Annotated in this window: 20 protein-coding genes; 14 read left to right on the top strand and 6 right to left on the bottom strand. The window is 43.4% G+C overall.

Annotated elements, in window-relative coordinates; genetic code table 11:
- Positions 1-7: 7 nt before the first annotated feature.
- The 3 genes from ACTHPG_RS10280 to ACTHPG_RS10290 all read left to right on the top strand — a co-directional run bounded on the left by ACTHPG_RS10280 (position 8) and on the right by ACTHPG_RS10290 (position 3,649).
- Complete coding sequence (locus ACTHPG_RS10280; protein WP_440389111.1) at positions 8-712, top strand: ankyrin repeat domain-containing protein; 705 nt, start codon at positions 8-10, stop codon at positions 710-712.
- Positions 713-1,059: 347 nt separating this feature from the next.
- Positions 1,060-1,773: a beta-glucanase gene (gene bglS, locus ACTHPG_RS10285; RefSeq protein ID WP_440389112.1), complete on the top strand. Its 714-nt coding sequence runs from the start codon at positions 1,060-1,062 to the stop codon at positions 1,771-1,773.
- A gap of 190 nt (positions 1,774-1,963) precedes the next feature.
- Positions 1,964-3,649 carry an extracellular solute-binding protein gene (locus tag ACTHPG_RS10290; protein WP_440389113.1) on the top strand — a complete coding sequence of 562 codons (1,686 nt, stop codon included), beginning with the start codon at positions 1,964-1,966 and terminating at the stop codon, positions 3,647-3,649.
- A gap of 158 nt (positions 3,650-3,807) precedes the next feature.
- Here the strand turns inward: ACTHPG_RS10290 and ACTHPG_RS10295 are convergent, their stop codons facing one another.
- Together ACTHPG_RS10295 and ACTHPG_RS10300 are read right to left on the bottom strand one after the other, a co-directional pair.
- The gene (locus ACTHPG_RS10295; protein ID WP_440389114.1) at positions 3,808-5,448 is read right to left on the bottom strand and encodes a response regulator transcription factor; all 1,641 of its coding nucleotides are present in this window, start codon (positions 5,446-5,448) and stop codon (positions 3,808-3,810) included.
- A gap of 11 nt (positions 5,449-5,459) precedes the next feature.
- On the bottom strand, positions 5,460-7,169 hold the full coding sequence (locus ACTHPG_RS10300) for a sensor histidine kinase (protein ID WP_440389115.1): 1,710 nt from the start codon (positions 7,167-7,169) through the stop codon (positions 5,460-5,462).
- Between the two features lie 146 nt (positions 7,170-7,315).
- Between ACTHPG_RS10300 and ACTHPG_RS10305 the strand changes: the two genes are divergently transcribed.
- From ACTHPG_RS10305 to ACTHPG_RS10330, 6 genes are all read left to right on the top strand, one after another.
- Positions 7,316-8,266: an ABC transporter permease gene (locus tag ACTHPG_RS10305; RefSeq protein WP_421889768.1), complete on the top strand. Its 951-nt coding sequence runs from the start codon at positions 7,316-7,318 to the stop codon at positions 8,264-8,266.
- Positions 8,267-8,281: 15 nt separating this feature from the next.
- Positions 8,282-9,160: a carbohydrate ABC transporter permease gene (locus ACTHPG_RS10310; protein ID WP_253435956.1), complete on the top strand. Its 879-nt coding sequence runs from the start codon at positions 8,282-8,284 to the stop codon at positions 9,158-9,160.
- Positions 9,161-9,202: 42 nt separating this feature from the next.
- Positions 9,203-13,660, top strand: coding sequence for a carbohydrate binding domain-containing protein (locus tag ACTHPG_RS10315; protein WP_440389117.1), 4,458 nt, complete (start codon positions 9,203-9,205; stop codon positions 13,658-13,660).
- 108 nt (positions 13,661-13,768) lie between these two features.
- Entirely contained in the window at positions 13,769-13,897 is a 129-nt protein-coding gene (locus ACTHPG_RS10320; RefSeq protein WP_219845137.1) for a DUF6254 family protein, read from the top strand.
- Positions 13,898-14,262: 365 nt separating this feature from the next.
- The gene (locus tag ACTHPG_RS10325; RefSeq protein ID WP_440389119.1) at positions 14,263-15,561 is read left to right on the top strand and encodes an NCS2 family permease; all 1,299 of its coding nucleotides are present in this window, start codon (positions 14,263-14,265) and stop codon (positions 15,559-15,561) included.
- Positions 15,562-15,717: 156 nt separating this feature from the next.
- Positions 15,718-16,701: an alpha/beta fold hydrolase gene (locus ACTHPG_RS10330; protein WP_440389120.1), complete on the top strand. Its 984-nt coding sequence runs from the start codon at positions 15,718-15,720 to the stop codon at positions 16,699-16,701.
- Positions 16,702-16,813: 112 nt separating this feature from the next.
- Here the strand turns inward: ACTHPG_RS10330 and ACTHPG_RS10335 are convergent, their stop codons facing one another.
- On the bottom strand, positions 16,814-17,965 hold the full coding sequence (locus ACTHPG_RS10335) for a glycosyltransferase family 61 protein (RefSeq protein WP_440389121.1): 1,152 nt from the start codon (positions 17,963-17,965) through the stop codon (positions 16,814-16,816).
- 167 nt (positions 17,966-18,132) lie between these two features.
- On the opposite strand from ACTHPG_RS10335, the gene ACTHPG_RS10340 reads away from it, so the two are divergent.
- Genes ACTHPG_RS10340 through ACTHPG_RS10350 form a run of 3 tightly spaced genes read left to right on the top strand, consistent with a single transcriptional unit; the run spans position 18,133 to position 20,560 of the window.
- Positions 18,133-18,897, top strand: a complete 765-nt coding sequence (locus tag ACTHPG_RS10340; RefSeq protein WP_440389123.1) for a MerR family transcriptional regulator — start codon at positions 18,133-18,135, stop codon at positions 18,895-18,897.
- 9 nt (positions 18,898-18,906) lie between these two features.
- Positions 18,907-19,551, top strand: a complete 645-nt coding sequence (locus tag ACTHPG_RS10345; protein ID WP_440389125.1) for a GNAT family N-acetyltransferase — start codon at positions 18,907-18,909, stop codon at positions 19,549-19,551.
- Positions 19,552-19,570: 19 nt separating this feature from the next.
- Positions 19,571-20,560, top strand: a complete 990-nt coding sequence (locus ACTHPG_RS10350; RefSeq protein ID WP_440390213.1) for an alpha/beta hydrolase family protein — start codon at positions 19,571-19,573, stop codon at positions 20,558-20,560.
- Between the two features lie 109 nt (positions 20,561-20,669).
- On the opposite strand, the gene ACTHPG_RS10355 is transcribed toward ACTHPG_RS10350, so the two are convergent.
- Complete coding sequence (locus tag ACTHPG_RS10355) at positions 20,670-22,022, bottom strand: MATE family efflux transporter (protein WP_440390215.1); 1,353 nt, start codon at positions 22,020-22,022, stop codon at positions 20,670-20,672.
- A 136-nt stretch (positions 22,023-22,158) separates the two neighbouring features.
- Between ACTHPG_RS10355 and ACTHPG_RS10360 the strand changes: the two genes are divergently transcribed.
- A complete protein-coding gene (locus ACTHPG_RS10360; RefSeq protein ID WP_440389126.1) occupies positions 22,159-22,836 on the top strand; it encodes a TetR/AcrR family transcriptional regulator C-terminal domain-containing protein in 678 nt (225 codons plus the stop codon).
- Between the two features lie 155 nt (positions 22,837-22,991).
- Here ACTHPG_RS10360 and ACTHPG_RS10365 read toward each other — a convergent pair whose 3' ends face one another.
- Together ACTHPG_RS10365 and ACTHPG_RS10370 are read right to left on the bottom strand one after the other, a co-directional pair.
- Positions 22,992-24,209, bottom strand: a complete 1,218-nt coding sequence (locus ACTHPG_RS10365; RefSeq protein ID WP_440389128.1) for an NAD(P)/FAD-dependent oxidoreductase — start codon at positions 24,207-24,209, stop codon at positions 22,992-22,994.
- Between the two features lie 204 nt (positions 24,210-24,413).
- Positions 24,414-24,815 carry a VOC family protein gene (locus ACTHPG_RS10370; RefSeq protein ID WP_440389129.1) on the bottom strand — a complete coding sequence of 134 codons (402 nt, stop codon included), beginning with the start codon at positions 24,813-24,815 and terminating at the stop codon, positions 24,414-24,416.
- 162 nt (positions 24,816-24,977) lie between these two features.
- On the opposite strand from ACTHPG_RS10370, the gene ACTHPG_RS10375 reads away from it, so the two are divergent.
- Positions 24,978-25,730: a class I SAM-dependent DNA methyltransferase gene (locus ACTHPG_RS10375; RefSeq protein ID WP_440389130.1), complete on the top strand. Its 753-nt coding sequence runs from the start codon at positions 24,978-24,980 to the stop codon at positions 25,728-25,730.
- Positions 25,731-25,821 lie beyond the last annotated feature (91 nt).

The raw sequence follows: 25,821 nt of genomic DNA on the forward strand, positions 1-25,821 counted from the left end.
AGGCAGTATGAGTAAGTCGTTGATCATCTTAATCCTGATAAGCAGCATGTTCATCGTGCAAGGCTGTGTACCTGAAGCAAGAAACGACTTCGCAGTGGAGGAGAGGAGCATGACTTCACTGGAAGAACAATTGTTCAAGGCGGTAGAGGACAGAGATAATGAAAGTATTCAAAAGTGGATTCAAGCAGGCGCCAATATCAATGCTCAAGATCAGAATGGACGAACGGCTGCCATGATTGCAACTTACAATAATGATCTAACTTCGGCCAAAGCGTTAATTAAAGCGGGTGCGGATGTGAATATACAGGACGATATGAAGAATAACCCGTTTCTGTACGCTGGCGCTGAAGGATACCTGGATATTTTGAAGCTGACAATCGAGGCGGGAGCGGACCCAGCGATAACGAATCGATATGGAGGGACGGCACTTATTCCGGCATCGGAACATGGATACGTGGAAGTAGTACAGGAACTTCTGACTCAAACTTCGGTGAATGTGGACCATGTTAATCAACTGGGATGGACAGCACTGCTCGAAGCGATCATTCTTAACGATGGCAATGCCCGGCAGCAGGAGACAATACAATTACTCATTGACCATGGAGCAGACGTGAATATACCGGATCGTGATGGGGTATCACCGCTCAGTCATGCGAAGAGTAAAGGCTTTGAAGAGATTGAAGCCATTTTGATACATGTTGGTGCGAGATAGATCTAGTTAGGGTAAATTAAGAAACAATCATGTATAGGTAGATATATGTGAAAATGCTATTCATGGAGAGCCTGATTCCTTCTATGCTGAAGGGCAGGCACTTCATGAATATTTTTTTATTTAAGAAATCAGCGTAATCTTAGTGTCATCATGAGATACGACAATCTTAAAAAATGAATATCTCTGCTTTAAAGTTTACTATAGTGTACCCCACTGCTTCCAGATAAAATGGAAATACCAACCATGTAAGCGATATCTATTATTGTAGCTCAGGTATCTTCATCGTTTTCACCTGCTACTCAGTAGCTCTAACTTGAACAGGTTGGAATCATTCATGGAGGTGTATGATGAAAAGGAAGTCTTGGTATACATTGGCGGTAACTGGTGTCATCTCTTTGTTTTTTTCGGTAAGCGCTTTCGCGGGTTATGTTTTCTGGGAACCTCTAACCTATTTTAACGCAAGTACGTGGCAAAAAGCGGATGGGTATTCCAATGGGAGCATGTTTAACTGTACGTGGAGGGCCAACAATGTTAATTTTACAAGTGACGGCAAGCTTAAGCTTGGTTTGACCAGCTCTGCACAGAACAAGTTTGATTGCGGAGAGTATCGTACCACAAATACGTATGGGTACGGCTTGTATGAAGTCAGCATGAAACCTGCCAAGAACACGGGTGTAGTATCGTCTTTTTTCACATACACAGGCCCTGCACATGGCACCCAATGGGATGAGATTGATATCGAATTTTTAGGAAAAGATACAACCAAAGTGCAGTTTAATTACTATACCAATGGCGTTGGCAATCATGAGAAGGTTATCAATTTAGGTTTTGATGCATCTCAAGGTTTCCATACGTATGCTTTCGACTGGCAGCCGGGACATATCAAATGGTATGTGGACGGTGTCTTGAAACATACAGCAACCAGCAATATTCCTTCAACACCTGGAAAAATCATGATGAACCTGTGGAATGGAACGGGTGTAGACAGCTGGCTCGGCCCTTATAACGGTGCCAATCCACTCTATGCGGAATACGATTGGGTTAAATATACGAGTAATTAAGCAGATTGAAGCAGCCGTTACCGGCTGCTTTTTTTACTTTCTTCAGGCGTTGTATTTATTAAATATATGTATTCAATATCCAATATCCTAAATTAATGCAATAAATGTTGCAATATTAGTATGGGCATAAATATCATTCATTCATTATGATTAACGTGTAAGCAACATTACATAGACTGGGGGAACGAAGTTGGACACAAGTAAAAAGAGACGCGTAGGCAGCTTGGTCATGATCGGTGTATTGGCCCTATCAGCAGCCTTGAGCGGATGCAGCAGCGGAAACGACAAAAAGACAGAAACGAGCGCACCGGCAACAACGTTGGAGCTCAAAGATGGGAAATATGATCCACCCGTATCTATTACGTATTTACGGCCATGGGGTCCAGATGTGAAGTTTAAGCCGGGTGAGGATCAGGATAACAACGTCCATACCAAATGGGCCAAGGAGAAACTCGGAATTGAGCTGAAAAACCAGTGGATATCTCCTTCCACCAATAATGCATTCGAAACAAAACTGCGCCTGTCACTTGCTTCCAATGCGGACATGCCGGACATTATTTCGTATCGTGGGGAATTCAATCTGGTGCGTGAATTGATTGAGTCCGGAAAATTTGTCGATGCGGGCGAGTTGTTTGACCAATATGCAAGCGATACATGGAAAGCAGCCGTAAACGAAGATCCTTCCGTATGGTATCCATACATGCAGGATGGCAAAAAGATTGGTATTCCGATTCTGGACTATGCCTATAATGGTGATCCTGTCATGTGGATCCGTGAAGACTGGATGAAGAAATTTAATCTGGAAGCACCTAAAACGATAGACGATCTTGAAGTCATTATGGAAACGTTTACGAATCAAGATCCGGATGGTAATGGGAAACAGGATACCTACGGACTGACCATTGGTTTCAAAAACTGGCTGAACACATGGATGTCAGAAGCTGGATGGGTATTCGGCGCTTATGGTACAATGCCGAACCAATGGAATCTGACGGCAGACGGTAAACTTGAATACGGTTCCGTTACACCGGGTGCGAAGCAGGCTTTGGCCAAGTTACAAAGCTGGATGAGCAAAGGTTATATTCCGGAAGAAGCCGGTGTGTATGACGAGACGAAAGCTGCTGAAGAATTTACTGCTGGAAAAGCAGGTATTGTGGTAGGACCTCACTGGATGCCATCCTGGCCGCTCGAGGATGTGAAGAAGAATAATCCTGAGGCTGAATACAAGGCGTATCCGATTCCTTCCGGTCCGGATGGTCAAGCAGGGAGACATGGTACGTCGAACGGTAACGGCGTGATTTTGATCAACAAAGACATGAAGAATCCGGAAGCCTTTTTCACCTATCAGAACTATCTCTTTGATCACTATGCGAATCCTAAAGAGGGCGATGAGTTCGAACATGGATTTGCGGAAGGATACGATTGGGTTATGGTAGATGGGAAACCATCAACCGATGCAAGTCTTACAGGTGGTTATGCTCCCGAGAAGTACACGTTAACGTTTGATGGAGCGCGAATTCCGAATCTGAGCATGACAACACTTGCGAAGCTGGCAAGCGGTGAAGAACCGACTACGCCTTTCGAGAAAAAGATCAAATCAGGTGTACCTACACCTATGCTTGATGCCGCCAAAATTGTATTGGATCAAAAGGACATCGTGTTCAATCAAATGTTTACAGGTGCACCTTCCATGACAATGCAGATGAACAATGATATTTTGACGAAGATGGAGAAAGATACCTTCTCCCAGATTGTATATGGCAAAACCTCCGTGGATGCATTCGACTCGTTTGTTGAGAAGTGGAAATCCTCAGGCGGAGACCAGATTACTAAAGAAGTAAACGAGTGGTATGAATCCGTGAAAAGCGGAAAATAGGACGAGGGGCGCCGCAAACATGAATTCGATGCGGTGCGGTAACATAAGCAGCATAAAGGCATTGCAGGAGAGCAACTCCCGCAATGCCTTTTGTTATGTCATATGAATATGGGGGAACGGTGAGTGAACTTGAACGTCAAGTCTGATCTGAGTACCCCTTAAACTGGAAGATTTTCCCGATATTCTTGCGGAGTGAGATCATAAAATTTCTTGAAGACTCGAATGAAATATGCGGTATTGTTGTACCCGACAAGTTCTGCGATCTCAAACACTTTGGCAGTAGATGTTCGCAAATGATAAGCGGCTTTCTCCATTCTTAATCGGTATACGTATGCTGTAAGTGCTTCACCGGTCTCCGCTTTGTATACCTTGGACAGGTATACCGGATGCAGATGAACATGGTCAGCAATGGCAGGCAGTGATACATCTCCAGCCAGATGAAGGTCGACGAAACTTTTGACGCTGCGTACAATGGTGCTGTGATTATCCCTAAGCTCTTGTTCGGCATCATCTCTTATGTAATGAAGTGTGCGTATGGACCAGTCCTGTAATTGCTGTGCAGTGGAGTAACTGGGAGCTTGAAAATAGCGATAGGACTCTGCTGGAATCAAAGAAGAGATTTGTTTGCCATTTTTATGAATGATGTAGGCAAACGCACCCGCAATAGCGAAATACACCTCAAAGGTTGACTCCGCAATATCATGATGTTCATTGTAATGCAGCAGTTCCTCAAAAATATGCTCGATTTTCTGTTCCACATCCTCAAACCGCCCAGCTTCCAATAGGCTGATCAACGTTGGCGGCTGATAAAGGGACCTGATCGTATGTAAAGGGTTGGCGTCTGTTTCATCGGAAGCTGTGACAAACAATCCTTGGACTTGACCCATCCGTTTACGCATGGACATGACCGTACGCTCATAGAGTTCACCAATTTCGTAAGGAAACTTACCCCAGTTGGATACAGAGATTGAGATTGCACCCTTTAAGTATAACTGAACATTGGTTTGAATTTGGGCAGCATACTGCTCAAGCAGGGTCTGAGGCGTCTCGTTTCTGCTATAGCTCATTGTTGTTGAGTGTTTCATGCTAACCAGAACAACGATGTAATCATGAACATCTCGTGTGTGCCAGATATGAAAATGATTATGCATTACTTCACTAATGATATTACATATCGCATATTCCATTAGGGCCAGATCGCCGTGTGCCATATCGGATAAATGTTTTTCCATACGAATAATCAGCATACCGAGATCTTCGCCTATGGAGTAGGGAAGCTCCAGCAGATCAAGCTTGTCTGTCAGTGTCTTCGGATCATAGACTTTTCCGGTCAGCAACTCATGCAGCATCGTGGATTGAAGCAATGGAAGATGATCCTGAAAGGCATGTAAGGCTCGTTGATGAGATGCTGCCGTTTCCCATTTTTCTTTAATTCGATGAACAAGACGTTGCACCGATTCGATCAGATCTTCATCGCTAACGGGTTTCAGCAAGTAATCGAAGCTTTCCTGCGCAATGGCCTGTTTGGCATATTCAAAGTCCGCGTGACCTGATAAGAGAATCGTCTGCACATGAGGCCACTTTTCATGAATCGCTGTAATAAGTGCAATGCCTGACATTTCAGGCATACGTATATCGGTAATTACAATGTCAATGTCGTGATTGTCCATGATTTCCAGTGCTACTGCACCGGATAAAGCTTCATGGACCGTACCGATCCCGCAACTCTCCCACGGAATGGTCTCTGCTAGTGTCTCCACGACTGAACGTTCATCGTCCACTAATAAAATTTGCAGCATGGGTCGCTCACCTACTTGTCTGTATTGTCGTGCCATCTGATGTTAACTTTAATCCCACCCATTGAAGATTGTTCATATAAGAGTCCCGATCCTTCACCGTACTGAAATGACAAACGCTGATGCACATTCCATGTACCACATCCCATATTCTCATCCAGCGGCTTAAGAAGGTTATCTCTCAGAAGATCCAGCTGTTTCTCAGACATGCCAAGCCCACTGTCCTCCACGACGATCGTGTACACATCTTCCTCGCAGACCGCATAGATTTTAATCTCACCATCCACCGATTTGGGCTCCAGACCATGAATAATAGCGTTCTCAATAATAGGTTGAAGGGTTAGTCTTGGAACTGTTTTATCTAAAATATCATGAGGCACATCGATTGTAAAATGCATTCGTTCCAGACGCAGTGACTGGATTTCCAAATAATTTTTGACCATCGTCAACTCTTCCCGAAGCGTGGCTTGGTCCTTTTCGGACCTGGTTATGTATCGGTAATACTCTCCTAGATTCAGTGCCATGGCTACCACAGCCTTTTCATTTTTCATTCGGGCCATGTTCTTGATATAGAAGAGACAGTTATAGAGAAAATGCGGATTAATCTGCGATTGAAGCTGTTTGAGCGTAGCTTCGCGGCTCCTTAATTTCTCCTCGTATACATTCTCGATCAACTCTTGAATTCGCTGGGCCATGATGTTGAATCGTGCAAATAACAGACTGAATTCATTGCGTGCCGGGTGATGCAGCCGAACAGAAAAATCCCCAGTGGATAAGCGATTGGTCCCTTTTACCAACTGTAGAAGCGGAAGCTGTACACTGCGATAGAGTGTATATAAAACAACGACACTCATTACGATCAGAACGGCAATTGAAGCGTAAAACAGATTTCGGCTGCTCGTAATCGGTTTCAAAATCTGTTGCATGGGCACATAGTCAACATAATACCAGCCCAGGCTCTTGGATTGAATATAGGAGACGTAATATTCCGTTTGGTTTAGCGTTGTGGTGAATCCACCGCTGGCTTGCAGTTTTGTTTCTTTCAGAGAGGGCAGTATGGCATTCAGAGTATCCTTTCCAGAGCTATTGCTGATTAGTCCATAGTCGGGATGGAACATGAATGGATCGCCCTTATTGTTTAACTTGTTTTGGTTGAGAAGGGCAGTTAAGTGATGAACTGGAAAACTGATTTTGGTTATTAATCGAGCTTTGTCGGGTTGCACCATCGCTGTCGTTGGGTCTGTCGTGTACCAGATAAACTGACTGTCGGCATAGGTCCAGGACTGCGATAGAGGCTCCTTAAATTCATTATCACTGTACGGAATGTAAGCGTAGTAATCCGTCGATATCACTTTTTTCATTCGAGGAAAGTATAGTGTGATGGTCGAATGCCATTTGCTTGCCGCGTTGTACAGATTCATCTTTTCCAGAATGGCACTTCCAACTTTCACACGTTCATAGGGAACATCCTTGTAGTCAGGGCGCTGATATTCCTGAATGCTTGAATCTTGTCCAATGGACATTCCATATAATGACAATTGGTAAATGTTGGATTCTACTGAATCAGCAAATGTCGACAGGTGATTCATCGTATTGTTCTGAATCTCGTGTTCAATGACACGTACACTTTCCCGGTTTGAGTATGTGTAGAGAAACAATACCAGAATAAGCAGCATCACAAACAACAATGTAATTTTGGTAAAGACATTCATGCGTGTAAACAAAGTCCAACCTCCTAAATCTCATTTAAATATTGATATCGTTGTTGCAATATTAGGATATAGATCGCAAATTTCCATTGCTATAATTTTAATATACAAGTTCACGATGACTTGTAAAATACAAAATTTAGAACATGGGGGATGCAGGAGTGAAGGAACATACGTTAGAAACGCCGCATAAACGGCGCTCCACCAGGGTCAAACAACGCTGGAATATGCAACGGAATTGGACCTTGCATATGATGCTCGTTCCAGCCGTTTTGCTGGCACTGGTGTTTCAGTACATACCGATGGGTGGCATTGTAATTGCTTTTCAGGATTTTAAGCCTTACTTGGGATTTTCTGAATCCAAATGGGTTGGTTGGGATAATTTTCGGTATCTATTCTTATATCCGGACGTAGGTCAGGTAATTTGGAATACGCTGGTCATTGCATTTTTCAAAATCATCGCGGGACTGTTCGCTCCATTTTTGTTTGCCATTTTGCTCAATGAAGTGCGCTTGACGGCATTCAAAAGAGTGAGTCAAACACTTGTGTATCTTCCGCATTTCCTATCATGGGTTATTCTCGGTGGGATTCTGCTTGATATCCTGTCTCCTCAGGGCGGCATGGTGAACCAGCTTGTCGTAGCCTTTGGAGGAGAACCGATCTTCTTCCTGGGAGATGGCACATGGTTCCGTATTACGCTGATCGTCAGCGATGTCTGGAAAGAATTTGGTTTTGGTACGATCGTATTTCTGGCTTCTCTATCAGGAATTAATCCTGCGCTCTACGAGGCTGCCGAGGTGGATGGGGCCAACCGGTTCAAACAGACGCTGCACATTACGATTCCGGCATTGATGCCGATTACAATTGTACTGATGACACTCTCTATCGGTAATATCCTGAACGCCGGTTTTGATCAGGTGTTCAACTTGTACAATCCGCTTGTGTATGACAAAGGCGACATCATTGACACCTTTGTGTATCGACTCGGAATTTTGAACGGGAAGATGAGTTTTGCCACAGCAGTGGGGTTATTCAAATCAGTGGTAGCTACCATTTTGATTGTTATATCGTACAGAATGGCTTACAAACTGGCTAATTATCGAGTTTTCTAGAGAGGAGAAAAGGGCTTGTATTATAAAACAAAAGGATACCGCATTTTTAGCATCGCTAACTATACTTTTCTTGGAATATTATCGTTACTCTGCATTTTACCAATTATTCACATATTGGCTGTTTCATTCAGCAGTATGGCGCCTGCTTCATCGAATCTGGTCAGCTTCTGGCCCATTGGTTTCACAACGGACGCTTATGTGAAAACCTTCGGAAACTCCAATTTCATCAACTCGCTTCTGGTGTCTCTTAAACGGACTGTGCTTGCAACGATCATCGGTATGGTCATCATGCTCATCACCGCATTTCCGTTGTCGAAGGAAGATATCAGCTTTAAAGGCCGCTCCTTGTATACATGGTTTTTTGTATTCACCATTTTGTTCAGCGGCGGTTTGATCCCCAGTTACATTCTGATACAGAAGCTTGGGCTGATGAATACGATCTGGGCGCTTATACTGCCCGGTGCTCTGTCCGTGTGGAACGTCATTCTGATGATGAATTTCTTCCGTGGTCTGCCGAAAGAACTTGAAGAAGCAGCCTATCTGGATGGAGCAGGTCATATCAAAACATTGATTCTGGTCTACGTTCCATTGTCGCTTCCAGCAATCGCAACCTTGTCTTTGTTTACAATGGTGTATCAGTGGAACTCCTGGTTCGACGGCATGATCTATATGTCTGATATTAAAAATTATCCGCTTGCTTCTCTGTTACAGACCATTATTGTTCAGCAAGATCTCAGCAAAATCAATGTGGACCCCTCCATGTTGGAAAATATCTCACAACGAACCGTGCGCGCAGCACAGATCTTTATTGGTGCGCTTCCCATTCTGATGGTATACCCGTTTTTACAACGTTTCTTCGTAAAAGGAATTGTTATTGGAGCAGTCAAGGAATAGGCTATGCAATGCAAGGATAACCGAGCTGAGGGAGGAAGTAAGATGAGAAGAGGACTGGCATGTATGGTGGCATGGAGTTTAATGGCTACCCTTGTATATCCGGCAACCGCTGGGGCAGAAAGGGTACAGGAACAAGCGGAGGTGGGGAATGTGCAGGCGAGAAGCCTGCACTCCTCTGTTTCCTATAATGACCTTACCGGGCATTGGTCACAATCCGCAGTTACCCGGTTGCAGGACTTGAATCTATTGAAAGGTTACACGGACGGCACATTCAAGCCCAATCAGGTCATTAGCCGAGCTGAATTCGTTATGATTCTGGATCGGGCGTTTGGTTTCTCTGGTCATGCGGAGAGGGGTTCATATGCTGATCTGTCTTCAGACGATTGGTACCATGATGTGATGGTTAGGGCCAATGGTTCTGGCATTATTGAAGGCACAGATCGTGAGCATCTGTCACCGAAACAACCGATTAGCCGGCAAGATGCTGCAGTTATGGTAGATCGAGCTTTTCAACTTTCAAGGACTGCGAACGAAGATAGTGAACCATTGCAATTTCAGGATGCAGATGATATTTCCAGTTATTCCAAGAAAGCGCTTACCTATTTGGTGAACGAAAATATGATTAAAGGTTTCCAGGGGAAATTAAATCCCAAAGCTCCGATTACACGAGCGGAGACGGCCGAGTTACTGTCGGCGATGATTGCCGATGTGAAAAGTGCTCCTGGTATATATGAGTCCCGGGTGGATGGCAACTTCATTATTAATTCAACAGATGTCACGCTGAAAAATACCGTTATCAAAGGAAATCTTCTACTGGCAGAAGGCATTGGCGAGGGGACTGTTGTTCTTCAGGGCGTAACCGTTACAGGAAGTGTCATTATTAAAGGCGGGGGCAGTCATTCCATCGACATTAGCAACTCCAAGCTGAATCGAGTAGTGGTTGACAAACGAGGGGAACCTGTCAGAGTTGCCATCACGGAAGAAAATACGATTCAGGAGATCGTTGTCATGGAACAATCCATTCTGGAAATCTCTTCAGAGAGCCTCATTGATTCCATGAATATTCATGCAGAAGCGAATCAGACCCGAGTGGATACCAAAGGTACGATTCAACAATTAAGTGTTGATGCGAATGATGTTGTTATTAATGGAGAGAAAGTGAAACAAGGTCTGCGTACATCCATGACAGGCGAAGTTCAGCAACCTGTATCGTCACAGCCTGGGGGTTCAACGAGTGGGGCAAACACGCCAACGCAATCTACTCCTGGAGAGCAAACACCATCCAACCCATCGATACCGAGCAATCCTGGGGGTGAAAAACCGGTACCTGCTACAACGATTCCGAATGACCAATGGGAACTGGTCTGGAATGACGAGTTTAACGGGTCTGCGATTGATGCCTCCAAATGGACTGTTCAGGATACGGGTCTGGTCTATAATAATGAGTTGCAATATTACAGCCCGGACAATACTCGCATTACGAAAGATGAGAATCGGAGTGTACTGCAGATTGAAGCGAAAAAAGGGCAGAAAAATGGTAAAGATTACAGCTCAGGCAAACTGATCTCCATGGGAAAAGGTGACTGGACTTACGGTAAAGTGGTCGTACGTGCGAAGCTTCCTATTGAAAAAGGCATGTGGCCTGCCATCTGGATGATGCCTACGGATGAAGCGCATTATGGTGGATGGCCGGCATCTGGAGAGATTGATATTATGGAGCTCATTGGTGGCAATGAGAGTAATAACAAGGTATATAGCACATTGCATTATGATAGTGTGAAGCCTGATGGTTCCCATGGACATGATCAGGGAAGCCTTACTCTTCCGAAGGGAGAAACGTTTGCTGATGATTATCATGATTTCCAGGTGGAATGGTTGCCGGGCATGATCCGCTTCTATGTAGATGGTAAATTGCATCATGAAGTGACCAACTGGCAAACAAAGGCGGCGGGCCAACCTGAGTATTACACGTTCCCTGCACCATTTGATCGTCCATTCTATCTGATTCTGAATCTGGCCGTTGGCGGAGACTGGCCGGGCTCACCTGAGAGTGACTTCACTTCTGAAACGATGAATGTTGATTTTGTGCGTGTGTACTCTTACAAAAATCTCAACACATGGCCTGATGTAACAACCAATCCCATCGAGCCTGTACAACAGCGTGAACCACAAGCAGATGGCAATCTAATCTACAATGATCGTTTTACGGAAGGGTCTGAAGAAAATGGAGTGCCTCTGCAGTGGAATTTCATTACGAATGCTGACGGAGCGGGCAGTGTGCAAGTTGTAGAGGATGAGCAGAAAGGCAAAGCAGCACAAGTTACCATTGATGCATCGGGGACTGAAAACTATTCAGTTCAACTCACACAGATGCCGATGTACATCCAGAAAAACAAAAAGTACAAAATACAATTTGATGCGAAGGCATCTGCTAACCGTACAATCATGTCCAAAGTGAACCAATATGAAAAAAGCTGGACGAATTATTCGGGTGAGAACACCTTTGCACTCACGACTGAGTGGAAATCCTATGACTATACCTTCAATATGCGGGATGGATCGGATAATAATGCCAGATTCGAATTCAATCTGGGGCTGGATGATACAAGCGTTTGGTTTGCCAATGTCAGGCTGATCGAGGTGGGTGATGCTGATCCGCTAACGGTTGAACGCAACGCGTTACCTGATGGCAACTTCATTTACAATGGAACGTTTGATCAAGGTAAAGAGCGTCTGGGATTCTGGTCAAGCAGCATTCAAGAAGGTGCAAAGGCTCAGATCGGCGTAAATAACTATTTGAAATTCCCAATTATGGAGCGCGAGCTCGTCGTTGATGTTACTCAAACGAATGGTGAGCCGCAGCAGGTGTCTGTGAACCAACCGGAGTTGAAGCTGGAAGCGAATACAACGTACGGCTTCTCCTTAGAAGCCAAGGCAGATACACCACGAAGAATGGATATCGATCTTGTCAGCAGCAATGGGCATACGGTGCAGGTTCATCAAGGACAAAACCTCTCATTGAGCCAAGAAATGAAAACGTATACCGGAGAGATCGTTATTGGAGATGGGACATCCATAGCCCAGTCCGATCTACAACTGTTATTCGGTAGTTCGAAAGGTAAGGTATATGTGGACAATGTGCGTCTGACCAAACGAGGCAAACCGCTGTCCGTGAATGGCTACGCACATGTACCTGCAACCGAAGCCTGGACGATGCAGGGCCTGCAACTGGAGGACTCCGTAGAAGGTGGAAAACATGTCAGTTACATGGATCAGGGAGATCTGCTGCAATATAAAATTGAGGTAGCCCAAGACGGAGAATATGTTCTGTCTGCGCGAATGGCCAGTGGGAAAAGCGATTCTGAGGTACGGTTCAGCATTCAGGATGAACAAGGTACAATCGTTGCTCAATCCGAACTGAATCTCGGAGACACGGGGGGATGGCAAACATACAAAACCGTGTATTTCCCGGGTGCCAACTTGACAGCAGGCAAATTCTATTATGTGAATTTTGAAGGAGCAGATTATAATACACGTTGGGTGGATATTTCACTAAACAAAGTTCAGAACAGCCAGCTTGGAGCGGATCTGAATCATTGGGAGCTAATTCCTGATGATCTGACAGCTTCACATGACGAGGGTAAGGGATTAACGATCAATTTGCCTGGTACAAGTGAACATTGGTGGGATGCATTGCTGCAACAAGGTCAGATCGAACTGGAGGCAAATAAATCATACCGACTTACGTTCGAGGCATCTGCTTCAAGTCCTAAGTCGATGCAAGCGGCCCTCTCTCAGAATGCAGGGGATTTTGTGAAGTATTTGGAAGAAGAAGTGCAATTAAGCACAGATCCACAGCCATATAGTTATACAATAACCATGGGAGATACCTCTGATTCGGCAGCGATACTTGCATTCGGACTAGGATACCCGTTACCTGCAGGTGAACACTCGATGAACATCTATAACATTCAGTTATATGAAGTTAATCCGAATGCAGATCAAGGAGGCCAGCCAGCTCATGTTAATCTTATTTCCAATGGAGACTTCTCCAAAGGTAAAGACAGCTGGTTTACCCATGCGGATGGTAATGCGGCTGATCTAGAGATACAAGTTAGCAACCAACAACTTCACGCCAAGATTGGTAATGCAGGACAGCATCCCTGGGATCGTCAAGTCATCAATGAAGGATTTGGCATACAGCAAAGTTTTAAGTACAAATTGACGTTTAAAGCCAAAGCGGAGAAGTCCAGAAAAATGGGTTTGGGAATTGGATGGGTTGACGCAGCTGCCAACTATGAATGGCATGGATTTTTTGGGGCACGAGTTGACTTGACTCCTGAAGAACAGGAATTTACTTTTACATTCGATGCAACAGAAGCCAGCTATGCGAATACTCGCATCTCATTTGATCTCGGTAACATTGGCGGTGAACAAGACGGCAACACTACCGTCTCATTGTCCGAAGTTAGCTTGATTAATCTGGGTCCTGCCAATTAACTTTTAATCTCATTCTCTTAGCAGCCAAAAAACGTAGAATAAAGTTGCCTAACAGTGACATCATAAAGAGGTAGTACACATCTCAGTTTCCAGAGGAGGATCTCTTTTATGGCTGACCAGAAGAAACGAAAAGAAGCTGCCTGGAAGTCACGAAAGCAAGAACAGCATCCCCATGGTAAAATCAAATCGCTAAAAGAATTATCCAGCGAATATGAAGAGAAACCTACTACGAATTAAGCAAAAGACTGTCAGTGAACATTGCTGGCAGTCTTTCTTCATATGTTGCAGATATCGAGCTTAAGTACAACCTCTGTTCTAAAAACGAATGAATATAAGATATTAAGTATATATAGTTCGTAAATAACTGTGAACAAATCGTCAAATCGTTGACAACACATGTTATTTTAATTAGAATACGAAATGGACTTCAGGTTAAAACAGAGATGAGTATCTTTATGTTTCGTTTATTTAGAACTTAGCTGTTAAATCTTTAAATCCTAACAACGAATATAGGAGCGATAATATTACAATCCTATATGAAGATTAGGATTTTTTTGTTTTTAGCTTAGGAGTATAATTTGAAGGTTGGAGGCGGGCTTTTCATGGACAAATGGTTCAAACTCAAAGAAAGAGGCACGAGCATTCCCACAGAAATTATCGCAGGGGTTACAACATTCTTCACAATGGTATACATAGTTATCGTAAACCCAGGAATACTCAGCAGCACGGGCATGGACTTTAACGGAGTATTCATAGCAACGGTACTGGCAAGTATTGTGGGAACTCTGATTATGGGGATATGGTCCAATTATCCGATAGTCATCGCACCGGGTATGGGGCTGAATGCATTCTTTGCCTATAGCGTAGTTGCCGGATATGGCGTATCTTGGCAGGTTGCACTGGGAGCCGTATTTATCGCAGGGATTTTGTTTATTATTTTATCGCTTACTTCGTTCCGTTACATGTTGCTAGATGCCATTCCAGCAAGCTTAAAACATGCAATAACTGCTGGGATCGGATTGTTTATTACAACGGTAGGTCTGCAAAATGCCGGCATTATTGCCGATTCAGAATCGAATTTGATCACCATCGGGAACTTGGCTGAACCAATGACTTATCTGACCATTATCGGATTGATTATAACCGTTGTGCTGATGGCTTACAATGTGAAAGGATACCTGTTCATCGGAATGGTGGTTACAGCGATACTGGCCTGGATCATGGGATTATTCCAAATGCCGGAATCTATTGTATCCATGCCGCAAGGCCTCTCGTCAACGGCGTTGCAACTGGATCTGGCCGGTGTATTCTCGAATGGCTTGTATACAATCATATTTACGTTCCTGCTGATCACACTGTTCGATACGACAGGCACGATGCTCGGCGTTGCTGAACAAGCAGGATTGCTGAAGGAAGGCAAATTCCCGCGCTCACGTGGCGCATTATTGGCCGATGCAGTAGGAACCACAAGTGGTGCTTTGCTCGGAACGAGTCCAACCTCGGCTTACATCGAGTCGAGCACAGGAGTAGCTGCAGGAGGAAGAACGGGACTGACCGCGGTAACGGTAAGTGTGCTGCTTGCATTGACGTTGTTCTTCACTCCAATTGTAAGTGTAATTTCAAGCATTCCGGCGATTACTTCTCCGGCACTGATTATTGTTGGATACTTTATGATCAACGTTATCAGCAAAATCAAATGGGATGATCTCGAAGAAGCATTTCCTGCCTTCCTGATTATCATCCTTACTCCGCTCACGCATAGTATTGCGACAGGGATCGGCGTAGGTTTCATCTTCTACCCAGTACTTAAATTGCTTCGTGGAAAAGGTAAAGATGTTCATCCGATCTTCTACATTTTTGCGGTATTGTTCTTCATTCAGCTTGTATTCCTGGACCACTAAACAAGGTCTAATCATAAAGAGAACTGCTCTATAGAGCAGTTCTCTTTTTTTGTAGTTCATACTCCGTTCATATTCCCGTCACGAAGGGTACATCTTCCATTGTTACACTATACCTAAGTCGCAAGAGCGGCTCTACAGATATAAAGACAGGAGAAGATGGACGTGGACAAAACAGAAGATACAACAGTAACGGGGACTAAGGGCCGTAAAAAACGGAAATTATGGTTGAAAATAATTGGTGGTATTATCGGCGCGCTGGTGCTGTTTATGGGTATCACCTTTGTCGTTCATACAATCAGTAACGGAATTGAGAAAAAGAAAATTGAATCGTATGGCCAATATGTTAATGTAGATGGGAAAAATATGAATGTGTCCATTCAAGGCAGTGGTGAACAAACCATTGTGCTGTTGCCTGGACAAGGAACCCCGTCGCCAGTACTCGATTTCAAATTGTTAATTGATGAATTAACCTCGGATTACAGAGTTGTGGCAATCGAACCTTTCGGTTATGGTTTAAGCGACCAAACCGAGACGGAGAGAACAACCGAGAATATTGTCAGCGAAATTCATGAAGCTGTACAGCAGCTCGGAATTGACCGTTATATATTGATGGGGCATTCCATCACAGGGCTATACGCAGCGACTTATGTGAACACGTATCCGGATGAAGTTTCCGCTTTTGTCGGGATCGATAGCAGTGTTCCAAATCAACCTGGCATGGATGTTAAATTACCTTTGAACTTAATGAAATTTCTTAAACAATCAGGTCTGATGAGAGTAATTTCAAAAGTGAGCGGTGATTCAGATGCATCACTTGCATACGACGAACATACCAAAGAACAGATGAGGCTGATCTCGAATCAAGTCTCTACAAATCCGACAATGATCGATGAGCTTGAGCACTTGGGTTCCAATTTCAAAAATGGAGAAAACCTCACTTACCCTCGTGATATGCCAATGCTTCTATTCGTTCAATCCAATAACGAGCACAATCCACAGTGGATTCCGCTGCATGAAGAGCAAGTGAAACAATCTGCACTGGGCAAAATGATTCCGATGGAAGGTTCACATTACCTGCATCATACGAAATTCAAAGAAATCGCCGAGGAATTCAAATCTTACATGAAACAACTCCAATAAAGATTGATCATCGAACTGCGGTACCGAAATGGGTACCGTGGTTTTTTGGTTATCAGATGGATCAAGAAGTTAATCACAGATCTGAGGTATCCTTTACCTTTGATATATCACCTTATCGATGTTCATTCAGTCCAACCAAACTAAGAGTTTGTTCCAGCCGATCCAAATCCACGGAGAAATCCTCCAATCCCGGAAAACGTTCCTGTGTTGTCCCGTCTTCTTGTCCATACATCATATAATAATCAAGTTCGTTATGGTTGCTGATCATCCAATAAGTAGGTACTACATGGCGGACATGAAAAATTTCGACAACAAGGGTTCCTTTACTGCAAAAAGCAAGATTGGCCAGTCCGGCTCCATGTGGTGAAACGATTGCCTTTGCTGAGGCGAAAATTTGAATTTGTTGGGCTATGGTCCAATCTTCCAGGCAGATAGGAATAAAACCGTACCTCTGTAAATGCCGGATGACATCCTCCTCATTAACTATTCGTCGGGCATAGGCTTTGTTCCGTGATATGAAAATGCGAACAGGAGAATGGAGTGTTGTGTCGCGACTGGGTAACATAAACTTCCGGAGGATAGCTGTAGCGCAAGGGGGATAATGGGAATTCATCATTAGGGAAGGCACGACCAATCGATCGGCCTGAATCTCCAGATCATCTCTAGTGCGAATGACGTTAGATTCCGATACACCAAACATTAGTAACGTTTCTTCCACAAAAGGTGCATGCGGATTCGGATTCATGACCAGGGATTCATAAGCAACATTTACCATCTGAAGCATACCCAGGCGTGGCAGAACATCATATAACCAATGAAAATAATTGTGACTCCCACAAAAAGTCAAAACAGCTGCAGTTCCATGGAGATGTTGATGGTTATGAGCCTTTTCCCGTTGCAAAGCGGGGTGTTCATCCACTGTCATCATTCGGTGTTGTTGTCCATCGTATTCAGGGGAAAGGTCGAAGATCAGTTTTTCGTCGGATGTGAGAATAGCACCTGATGTTCCCCATACACGGCCATTGGATATAAATGCGACATATCCGCCTTCGGGATGAAGGGTATATGGCATTAAATAACGGTGAATTTCCGCTTCAAGAGTTTTCGGAATCTTAAATTCAGCAGCACCGCCAAGATCAAAAAGGGCAATTCTTTCATCGTCGCCTGGGGTAACGGAAGCGATCCATTCATGGATGTCTTTATAAAAACCGGGCTTATTAGGGTTGAAGTCCTTCGATTGAACATTTCTATACATTTCATTCATTGTTTGTCCCTCCAAGACCCATGTTTCTTATGATGCTAATTTATGCCAACGGTCCTTAAAGGGGACGATGTTATGATCATATGATAACTTTAAAATAAAACATTGACCTTAGGTCAGCCCTAAGGTTTATGCTTGTAATATGAAAAACAACAAAGGCGGTGAAAAAATTGGGTGATGAAATTACGATTAGCGAGTTGGCGAATCTGATGAAAGTCTCTATCCATCAGATTCGTTACTTTGAAGAAAAAGGGGTATTGAACCCTGCTTATATAGCAGAAAACCAATATAGGATGTATGGGCTTGATGAAATTTATCGTCTATCCCATATTTTGTTGCTTCGTAAAATGGGACTGTCTGTTCCAATGATCAAGCAATCTTTGAGTAACCTGACATCCGATCAAATCAAATCATTATTTCAACAAGCGCTGGATGACACGGATGCAGCCATAATTCAGCTTCAGCACACAAAGAACCTTATCAGCAAATTGTTACATGAGAATGAGCATATCCCGGATGAGAATCAAGTGACTTATGATATTGTTACCCGTGAGGAGATTTACTTATCACTTTGGTTCCATATGGAAGCGAAAGGGTCCTTGCACGCAAGGCTACTGACTCAACAGAACGAAAACATTCCTCATTTGTTTGAAACCGATATTCATTATGCATACGATGAGACGGACACTGTAGGAGTTTATACTCCAAAAGAGGGAGCAAACGATTTGGTTCTGCCTGGAGGGAAGTATCTTTCTCGTCATGTGTTTGTACAGATTGAAACTGAACTCAAAGACCATATCAACGAATTTTATGCCTACGCAGAACATCAGGGTTATCCGTATCACGGTCCGCTTATTATGGTAGAGAAATCTTATTTATCTTTATTTACACCGGAGAAGCTTTATTACGAGCTATTATTAAAAATGAACGATTAGGGGGGCCAAGTGATAACTTCCATTCAGATCAAACCCGTTCGTCCCCAGTTTCATCAAGCTGTTGCTGAGCTCATGGCATACGGTTTTGGACACAAATTTCAAAAGATTACTTCATTGTCGATGTATGAACTCGCGTACGTTTTTGAACAGATGCTCAATCATCCGCCCATGCAACAAAATACCCTTCGAGTCATTGCCCGCCAAAATGAAGATATTGTTGGTACCATGAGCTTGAAATGGATGGAAAAAAGTAACAGAGTAGCAGTAAAAACAGTTCATGCCAACTCCCATTGGTGGAGCAAATGCAATAGAATCAGTAACGGGAAACGGCTTCTGTTCATAACTGGTCTGCATCTGCTGAAGCATACTCCCAAGTTAAACGAATGTTATGTGGAAGATCTGGTTGTACATCCTCAGCACCAAGGCAAGGGAATTGGTACACAGTTGCTCCAATGGGCACAGAAATATATGTTGGAATCCCAACTATTCTCATTTCTTAGCTTGCATGTGGCAAGTCAGAATTCTCAGGCAATCCAGTTATATGAACGCTATCAATTTCGGAAGCAGTTTAATACGAACAGCTTTCTTACTGGTCTTCTTTTAGGCGAAGAGCAATGGCATTACATGATTTACAAAGGAGATTCTTGTGTTTAGATGGAAAAAACGATACATCATGATTATTTCGGCACTCTTATTGATCGTTGGTGCAGGGCTGTACATAGTCGATCAGAATGATTTTGATATGGTTGAACAATCCATAGAAATTCCATCACCACACGGCAAGTTAACAGGTACGCTTACAGTACCCAAACACCATTCAGGCAAGCTCGGTTTAGTACTGTTCATTCACGGAGACGGTCCAATAGACTCTACTCATGGTGAGGGATACAAGCCGTTGTGGGAGCGACTGGCATCGATCGGGTATGCATCCTTGTCGCTAGATGAACGAGGAATCGGGGGATCAGAGGGGAACTGGCTAGATCAAAGCATGGATGATCGTGTAGTGGAAGCACAGCAAGCTATTGCATGGGCGAAAGAACAATCCATCATTGATGATTCCAAAATAGGCGTATGGGGTGCCAGCCAAGCAGGCTGGGTAATTCCTAAGCTTGCTGGCAAAGAACATCTTGCCTTCAGTATTTTGGTATCGCCAGCGATAAACTGGTTGGAACAGGGCGAATTCAACACACGCAGCCAAATGGCGAAGGATGGTCATTCCCTTGTGGAGATTCAGCATCAGGTCGACTATGAAAATCAGATTAAAGCGATTTTAAAAAAACATGGCACCTATGAAGAGTACACCAAGATTGCTCGAAAGGATGACCTGATCTCCAAGGAACGCTGGAATTTCATAAGCAAAAATTATGCTTCTGATGCCACCGCAGACTTGCATTATTTCAAAACCCCTGTATTACTTCTGCTTGGAGAAGATGATGTGAATGTGGATATTGCAGATACAGAGCAAGCATACCGTTCAGGAATTCAGCCATCTTCGTTGCTTCATGTGAAAATCTTCTCTAATACAGAACATTCGATGCTACCAACATCTATTGCAGGCTCATCATGGAAACAATCACTTCGATTTCTGTTTGCTCCGAGAAGTATTACAGTGGATGGCTATATGGACGAAATAGAACATTTGTTGACCAACTCTTCTTTGTGACAGTTAGAGTTACGGTCTCCTGGTCGCTAGATAGATCATTGTCATTTGGAAATAAGAGAGCAGGGTCAGGGAGCACCCTTATCCTGCCTTCTTGTGTGTTGCATGTTATCTACTGTGCCAAATGAGCCAGATCCGGCTGTAATTTGGTCCGCAAAACATATAACATGATGGCCCCTACAAGGAACGCGACAGCATCCGCAATAACAAGCGACCAGATTACTCCATGAAAACCGTTCATCTGATTAGCAATATACAATACAGGAATTAGCGTAATTCCTTGAATGATCGACATGACAAAAGCGGCAGTTCCTTGGGCAGTTGCTTGGAATATCCCCATAAACAACGAAGTCATTCCTGTAATAAACAAGGATAGGAAGGTCACATGGAGAATGTAGCTACCCATTTCAATTAATTGTGGATCAGTCGTAAATAAACCGATTAAGTGGTCAGAAATCAAATAGACGATAACCCCGAACAGGACAGCCAGGGCCAGAATAGTTTTGATCGTGAATCCAATCGTTTGTTTCATGCGTAATTTGTTCGCTGTAAATGAGAAGGCAATCAACGGCACGACTCCCTCGCACAAACCCATCAGAATAAACTCAGGAAATTGCAACAAACGCGATGAAATCCCATACCCTGCAATGGCTTGGTCTCCATATTCGACAAGAAAAAGGTTAAGAATAAGCGACATGGCACCCAAGAAAACACTCATAACAAAGACAGGAATTCCGATTTTGAATACATTGCTTAGAATATCCTTGGTAACCCTGAACCATTTCAAGGAGACGGTTAAGAATGGACTCTTATAACTCATATGGAAAGCGTAAAATGCACTTGCAACCAAGTTGGAGATGACCGTTGCAGATGCAACACCGATCACGCCCCAATGGAAGACATAGATGAATAGTGCATCAAGAATAATGTTCACAATAACACTGAGCATCATGCCGATCATTGACGTGATTGCTGAACCTTCTGAGCGCACAATATTCTCCAACGTGAAAAATAAAATGACAAATGGAGAACCGATAAGCATGATCGTGACATATTCTTTCGTAAATCCGAAGGAGTCCGGCGTTGCCCCCAGACTCTGAACAATTGGCTCGATCAAAGGGAGGCCAACAGCTATTACAATAAGTCCAAGAACCAAACTGCTGTAAAAGGCAAATGAAGATACGTGCTTCAGATCATTAACTTTTTTCTCACCCATCAAACGGGAAATGAATGTACCGCTACCTATACCAATTAAGTTGCCTAGCGCCATAATAACCGCGAATAACGGCAATGTCAGTGCGAGTGCGGTTAGCATGGCTGTGTTACCCAGTGTGCCAAGGAAATAGGCATTCAAGATGGAATAGATAACACTCATTGACGTCCCTAGCATCATTGGGACAGCGAAGTGAGCTACAGCTTTGGCGATCGGTGCTTTTTCAAAGTAATGGAGATTCTCTGCATCCATGTGAATCACTACTTTCATCATTAATTTCGATCTAATCTAACACCGTTAGATTGAACCTTACAGTGTTAGATGTTATCATGAACTTATAGACCTGTAAAGCATAAACTTACACTGTTAGATTAAAGGGCGGATAGCGATGAAAAAACAACAACCTCAGATTTCGGAAGATAAGATCTTGGAAACTTCGTGGGAGCTTTTGGGGGAAGAAGGCATTGAGAAATTCAGCATGAGACGTTTGGCAGACAAGCTGGGAATTCAGGCACCATCTCTATACTGGTACTTCAAGAGCAAGCAGACACTTTACCAGCGGCTAGCCAACCAGATATCGAAAATTATTCTGGACGAGTTTCACGCTGAAGGGGACTGGAAGGAACAGATGGAAGGGCTCGCGATAACTATACGGAGTGTGCTCAGCCGATACCCGTGCTCTACACAGCTCATGATGATGACGCTACCCCACGAGCCGGACATGATCCGGTTCACCAACCGCATGCTGCTCTGCATGGAATCGACGCCACTGGAGCAAGAACAAAAACTACAGGCCGTACTCACGCTTGTGAACTATGTGTTTTATTTCGTTCTGGACAATTACCAGCATCAGCGTAATATCTCTGCTGTTATTAAGGACAACGAGGAACTTCAGGGTGAAGAGATGATCCATCTTCTGGACTCCATGAGTGAAAAGGAAGCGGGACTATTCAGTAGGATGTATAAGAATGGTATGTTTGAGGCGATGGGAACGGACGGAGCGTTCGAGTTCGGCTTGAAACTGATTTTGCTCGGGATCGAACAAGTGATCAATGCTAAACAATAAAGGAATATCAGGGATAAATAATGGTAATGGCATCAGACCATTAATCTCCACCTGGAAAAAGAAGTATACCAGCTCATGCTTAAGGACGATTCCCATTCGGAAATCGTCCTTTTTTGTGATAACTTGAAATGGATTCAGACTATATTGATTAAAAATCATTGGGAAACAATGGGTCTATTTTGAAAATAAATTTCCATATCCGGGCTTGTTCCTTTGAGTATCTTCTCCGATACAATATTGGCTAAAACACTGTTATATACTGTTCCGTTATCTCCGTAGGCCATAATGATATAACAATGCGGAAAAGATTCGTATTGACCTATCACAGGTAATCCGTCATGTGTTCCTCCATAAAATGCGCCCAAGTAGTATTCCGGTTCGACCTGGATGTCCGGAAATAACTTACTAAATTCCTCAATTAGTTTGTTTTTGCTTGCACGTATTTTGGAGTCTCTGGTTTCAGCGTATGCTGTGTTCTTATCCATTCCTCCGATGATCACCCGATTGTCTGCGGTTGTACGCATGTACACATATGGCCGAGCAGTCTCCCATATCAATGTCCTCTTATACCAGCTTGAAAAATCATTAATGGGTTTAGTAATTACTGCATAGGAGCTGGAGAGTATAGCATTTCTCTCGACTTTGAAGTCCGCATCTTCATAACCTGCTGCGATGATAACGTGTTTTGCCCGGATCTCGCGTCGTTCTTTGGTATAGAATATAGCGTAATCCTTTTCGAATCGCTTACCGATTATTTCCGTATTCTCGAATATCATTGCTCCTTGTACCTTAACTTTCTCCAAAAGTCCGTATACATATTTTAACGGATTCATCTCAGCATCATCATGATAGTATAGTGCTGCTTCTTTTTGAAAAGGGTACACCTCGGTTATATGCTGTTTGTCCCACAGATCGACTTTGAATCCATGTTTCTGAAGAAGAGCATGCTCATCTTTCAGAGCGGATACATCCGCTTGATTACTTGCAAAATACAGGCTATCACGTCTTGTGAAATCGGGATCAATCGGAAGCATTTGACATGCTCGCTCGATCTCATTAATGGCTTCTTCGCATAATTTAAGATGACGAGCAGCCACTTTTTCACCAAAGGAGTGACTAAGCGATACAAAACTTTTTTCTCCCGCATATTGAATCAAAGCTGTGTTGGTACTGGTACTGCCTTCTCCAGTTTTCCTCTTATCCACGATAACGACGGACAATCCCTGATCACTTAGGAAATTTGCACATTGGGCACCTGAACTGCCAGCCCCTATGATTAGTACGTCGCAGGATAGGTCCTCTTCAAGTTTGGGATAGGAGGGAGGATTCACCATTGTTGTTGGCCAATATAGTTTGCCGCTTTGCAGATCCATATCAAGTCTCCCCTTATATATATTCGGCTCTTAGTATGAACAGTTTGCGGAAACTCAATGCAGGCCAACAGATTCTCAATTAATCAAGGAGTTTAAAGATAACATCAACGCGATTGAGCTGAAACTTACATTGGTGTCATTTCACGTACAGATAGCATTCTATCTCACATTTCAACTGAAATAGGCAATCGGCGTTTTTTATTATTACCGTTTAGGCATTTTGCTCTCATCCATGTACAACAGGTTCCAGCGGTGGCCGTCCAGGTCGGCGAATCCTGCTCCGTACATCCAGCCGTCCGTTTCACCGGGCTTTCCAAAGATGGTCCCTCCAGCGAACTCTACTTTTTGAATAAAAGCATCCACTTCTTCTCTGCTGTCAGCACCAATGGAAAAGATAACTTCTGCGCTATGGGAAGTATCTGCCGTTTTGGCACCTGTAAATTTCTCAAACGATGCATCCGGAAAGAGCAGAATCATTGTTTGACCAATGACAAACTGGGCTCTCTCGTTACCAACATTCTCCCCATGGAATCCAATCTCATTGAAAAAGGTCGTGGATTTCACAACGTCTTTCACCGGCAGGTTAATCCAGATCTTTTGTGACATGGCAGCAGCCTCCTAGATTATATTTTTAACATTCTTACTATACTCTACTTAAATCCAAGATTATATTATCATGTATGTACAGTAATGAGATGTTTAGAAATAACTGGTATAATAAATGAAGATTTAGAAAAATTTTCATTGTAGTGAAGGGATGATTCCATATTGATAGATCACGATAATCTTGAAGAGTATCTCGACCCGATTAATTATGATCTTGAGTTTGGCGGCGAGATCAATAAATACAATTTTTATCTGGAATTGGCTAGATTGAATCCAGGCGAGGTTTTGGAACTTGCATGTGGTACAGGCTTGACTACCATTCATTTATCCAAATCGGGGATACACACAACAGGTGTTGATATTTCTTCATCAATGCTTGACTATGCCCGGGTTAAAGCTCAAGGTTTGCCTGTTGAATTCATTGAAGCTGATGCCCGTACATTCGATTCCGAGAAGCGTTTTTCCATGATTTATTTGACAGGAAATGCATTTCAGGCTTTTTTAAGTGATGAAGATCAGAGGGCATTACTTGAGACCGTCAACAAACACTTAGAGCCTAATGGATGGTTTGTTTTTGAAACTCGAAACCCTCTGGGGACTGATCTATCCAATGAAGAGGAAAGCACATGGGGAGAATTTATCGATAAAGATGGGGTTACAGTCAAGGTGTCTGGTACACAGACATATGATACACGTAACCAGATCATGCACTGGGTCACGTTCCGTGATTGGGGAGGATCAAAGAAAACCATTTCACGAATTGCATGTCGCTTTACCGATAATGAAGTGCTTCAGGATTTATTGACGAGCAAAGGCTTTTCTATTGAAAATCAATATTCAGACTGGGATAAAACACCGTTCACTCCTTTATCTCCTTCGATCATTAGTGTTTGTCGAAAAACACACGGAGCTTAATACGAACAATCCAGCTACTCATCCGAATCGCCTTAGTCAGTGTTACACCAATTAGTGGTGTTCCATTCAAAGTCGCTTAATTAAGCGGCTT

It is taken from the genome of Paenibacillus sp. SAF-068, from assembly GCF_051967555.1.
GTDB lineage: Bacteria > Bacillota > Bacilli > Paenibacillales > Paenibacillaceae > Paenibacillus.

Bases quoted from the DNA above. Each gene is read 5' to 3' on its own strand.
- ACTHPG_RS10280 (WP_440389111.1), top strand. From the start codon at position 8: ATGAGTAAGTCGTTGATCATCTTAATCCTGATAAGCAGCATGTTCATC.
- bglS (WP_440389112.1), top strand. From the start codon at position 1,060: ATGAAAAGGAAGTCTTGGTATACATTGGCGGTAACTGGTGTCATCTCT.
- ACTHPG_RS10295 (WP_440389114.1), bottom strand. From the start codon at position 5,448: ATGCTGCAAATTTTATTAGTGGACGATGAACGTTCAGTCGTGGAGACA.
- ACTHPG_RS10315 (WP_440389117.1), top strand. From the start codon at position 9,203: ATGAGAAGAGGACTGGCATGTATGGTGGCATGGAGTTTAATGGCTACC.
- ACTHPG_RS10320 (WP_219845137.1), top strand. From the start codon at position 13,769: ATGGCTGACCAGAAGAAACGAAAAGAAGCTGCCTGGAAGTCACGAAAG.
- ACTHPG_RS10325 (WP_440389119.1), top strand. From the start codon at position 14,263: ATGGACAAATGGTTCAAACTCAAAGAAAGAGGCACGAGCATTCCCACA.
- ACTHPG_RS10330 (WP_440389120.1), top strand. From the start codon at position 15,718: ATGGACGTGGACAAAACAGAAGATACAACAGTAACGGGGACTAAGGGC.
- ACTHPG_RS10335 (WP_440389121.1), bottom strand. From the start codon at position 17,965: ATGAATGAAATGTATAGAAATGTTCAATCGAAGGACTTCAACCCTAAT.
- ACTHPG_RS10350 (WP_440390213.1), top strand. From the start codon at position 19,571: ATGATTATTTCGGCACTCTTATTGATCGTTGGTGCAGGGCTGTACATA.
- ACTHPG_RS10355 (WP_440390215.1), bottom strand. From the start codon at position 22,022: ATGGATGCAGAGAATCTCCATTACTTTGAAAAAGCACCGATCGCCAAA.
- ACTHPG_RS10360 (WP_440389126.1), top strand. From the start codon at position 22,159: ATGAAAAAACAACAACCTCAGATTTCGGAAGATAAGATCTTGGAAACT.
- ACTHPG_RS10365 (WP_440389128.1), bottom strand. From the start codon at position 24,209: ATGGATCTGCAAAGCGGCAAACTATATTGGCCAACAACAATGGTGAAT.
- ACTHPG_RS10370 (WP_440389129.1), bottom strand. From the start codon at position 24,815: ATGTCACAAAAGATCTGGATTAACCTGCCGGTGAAAGACGTTGTGAAA.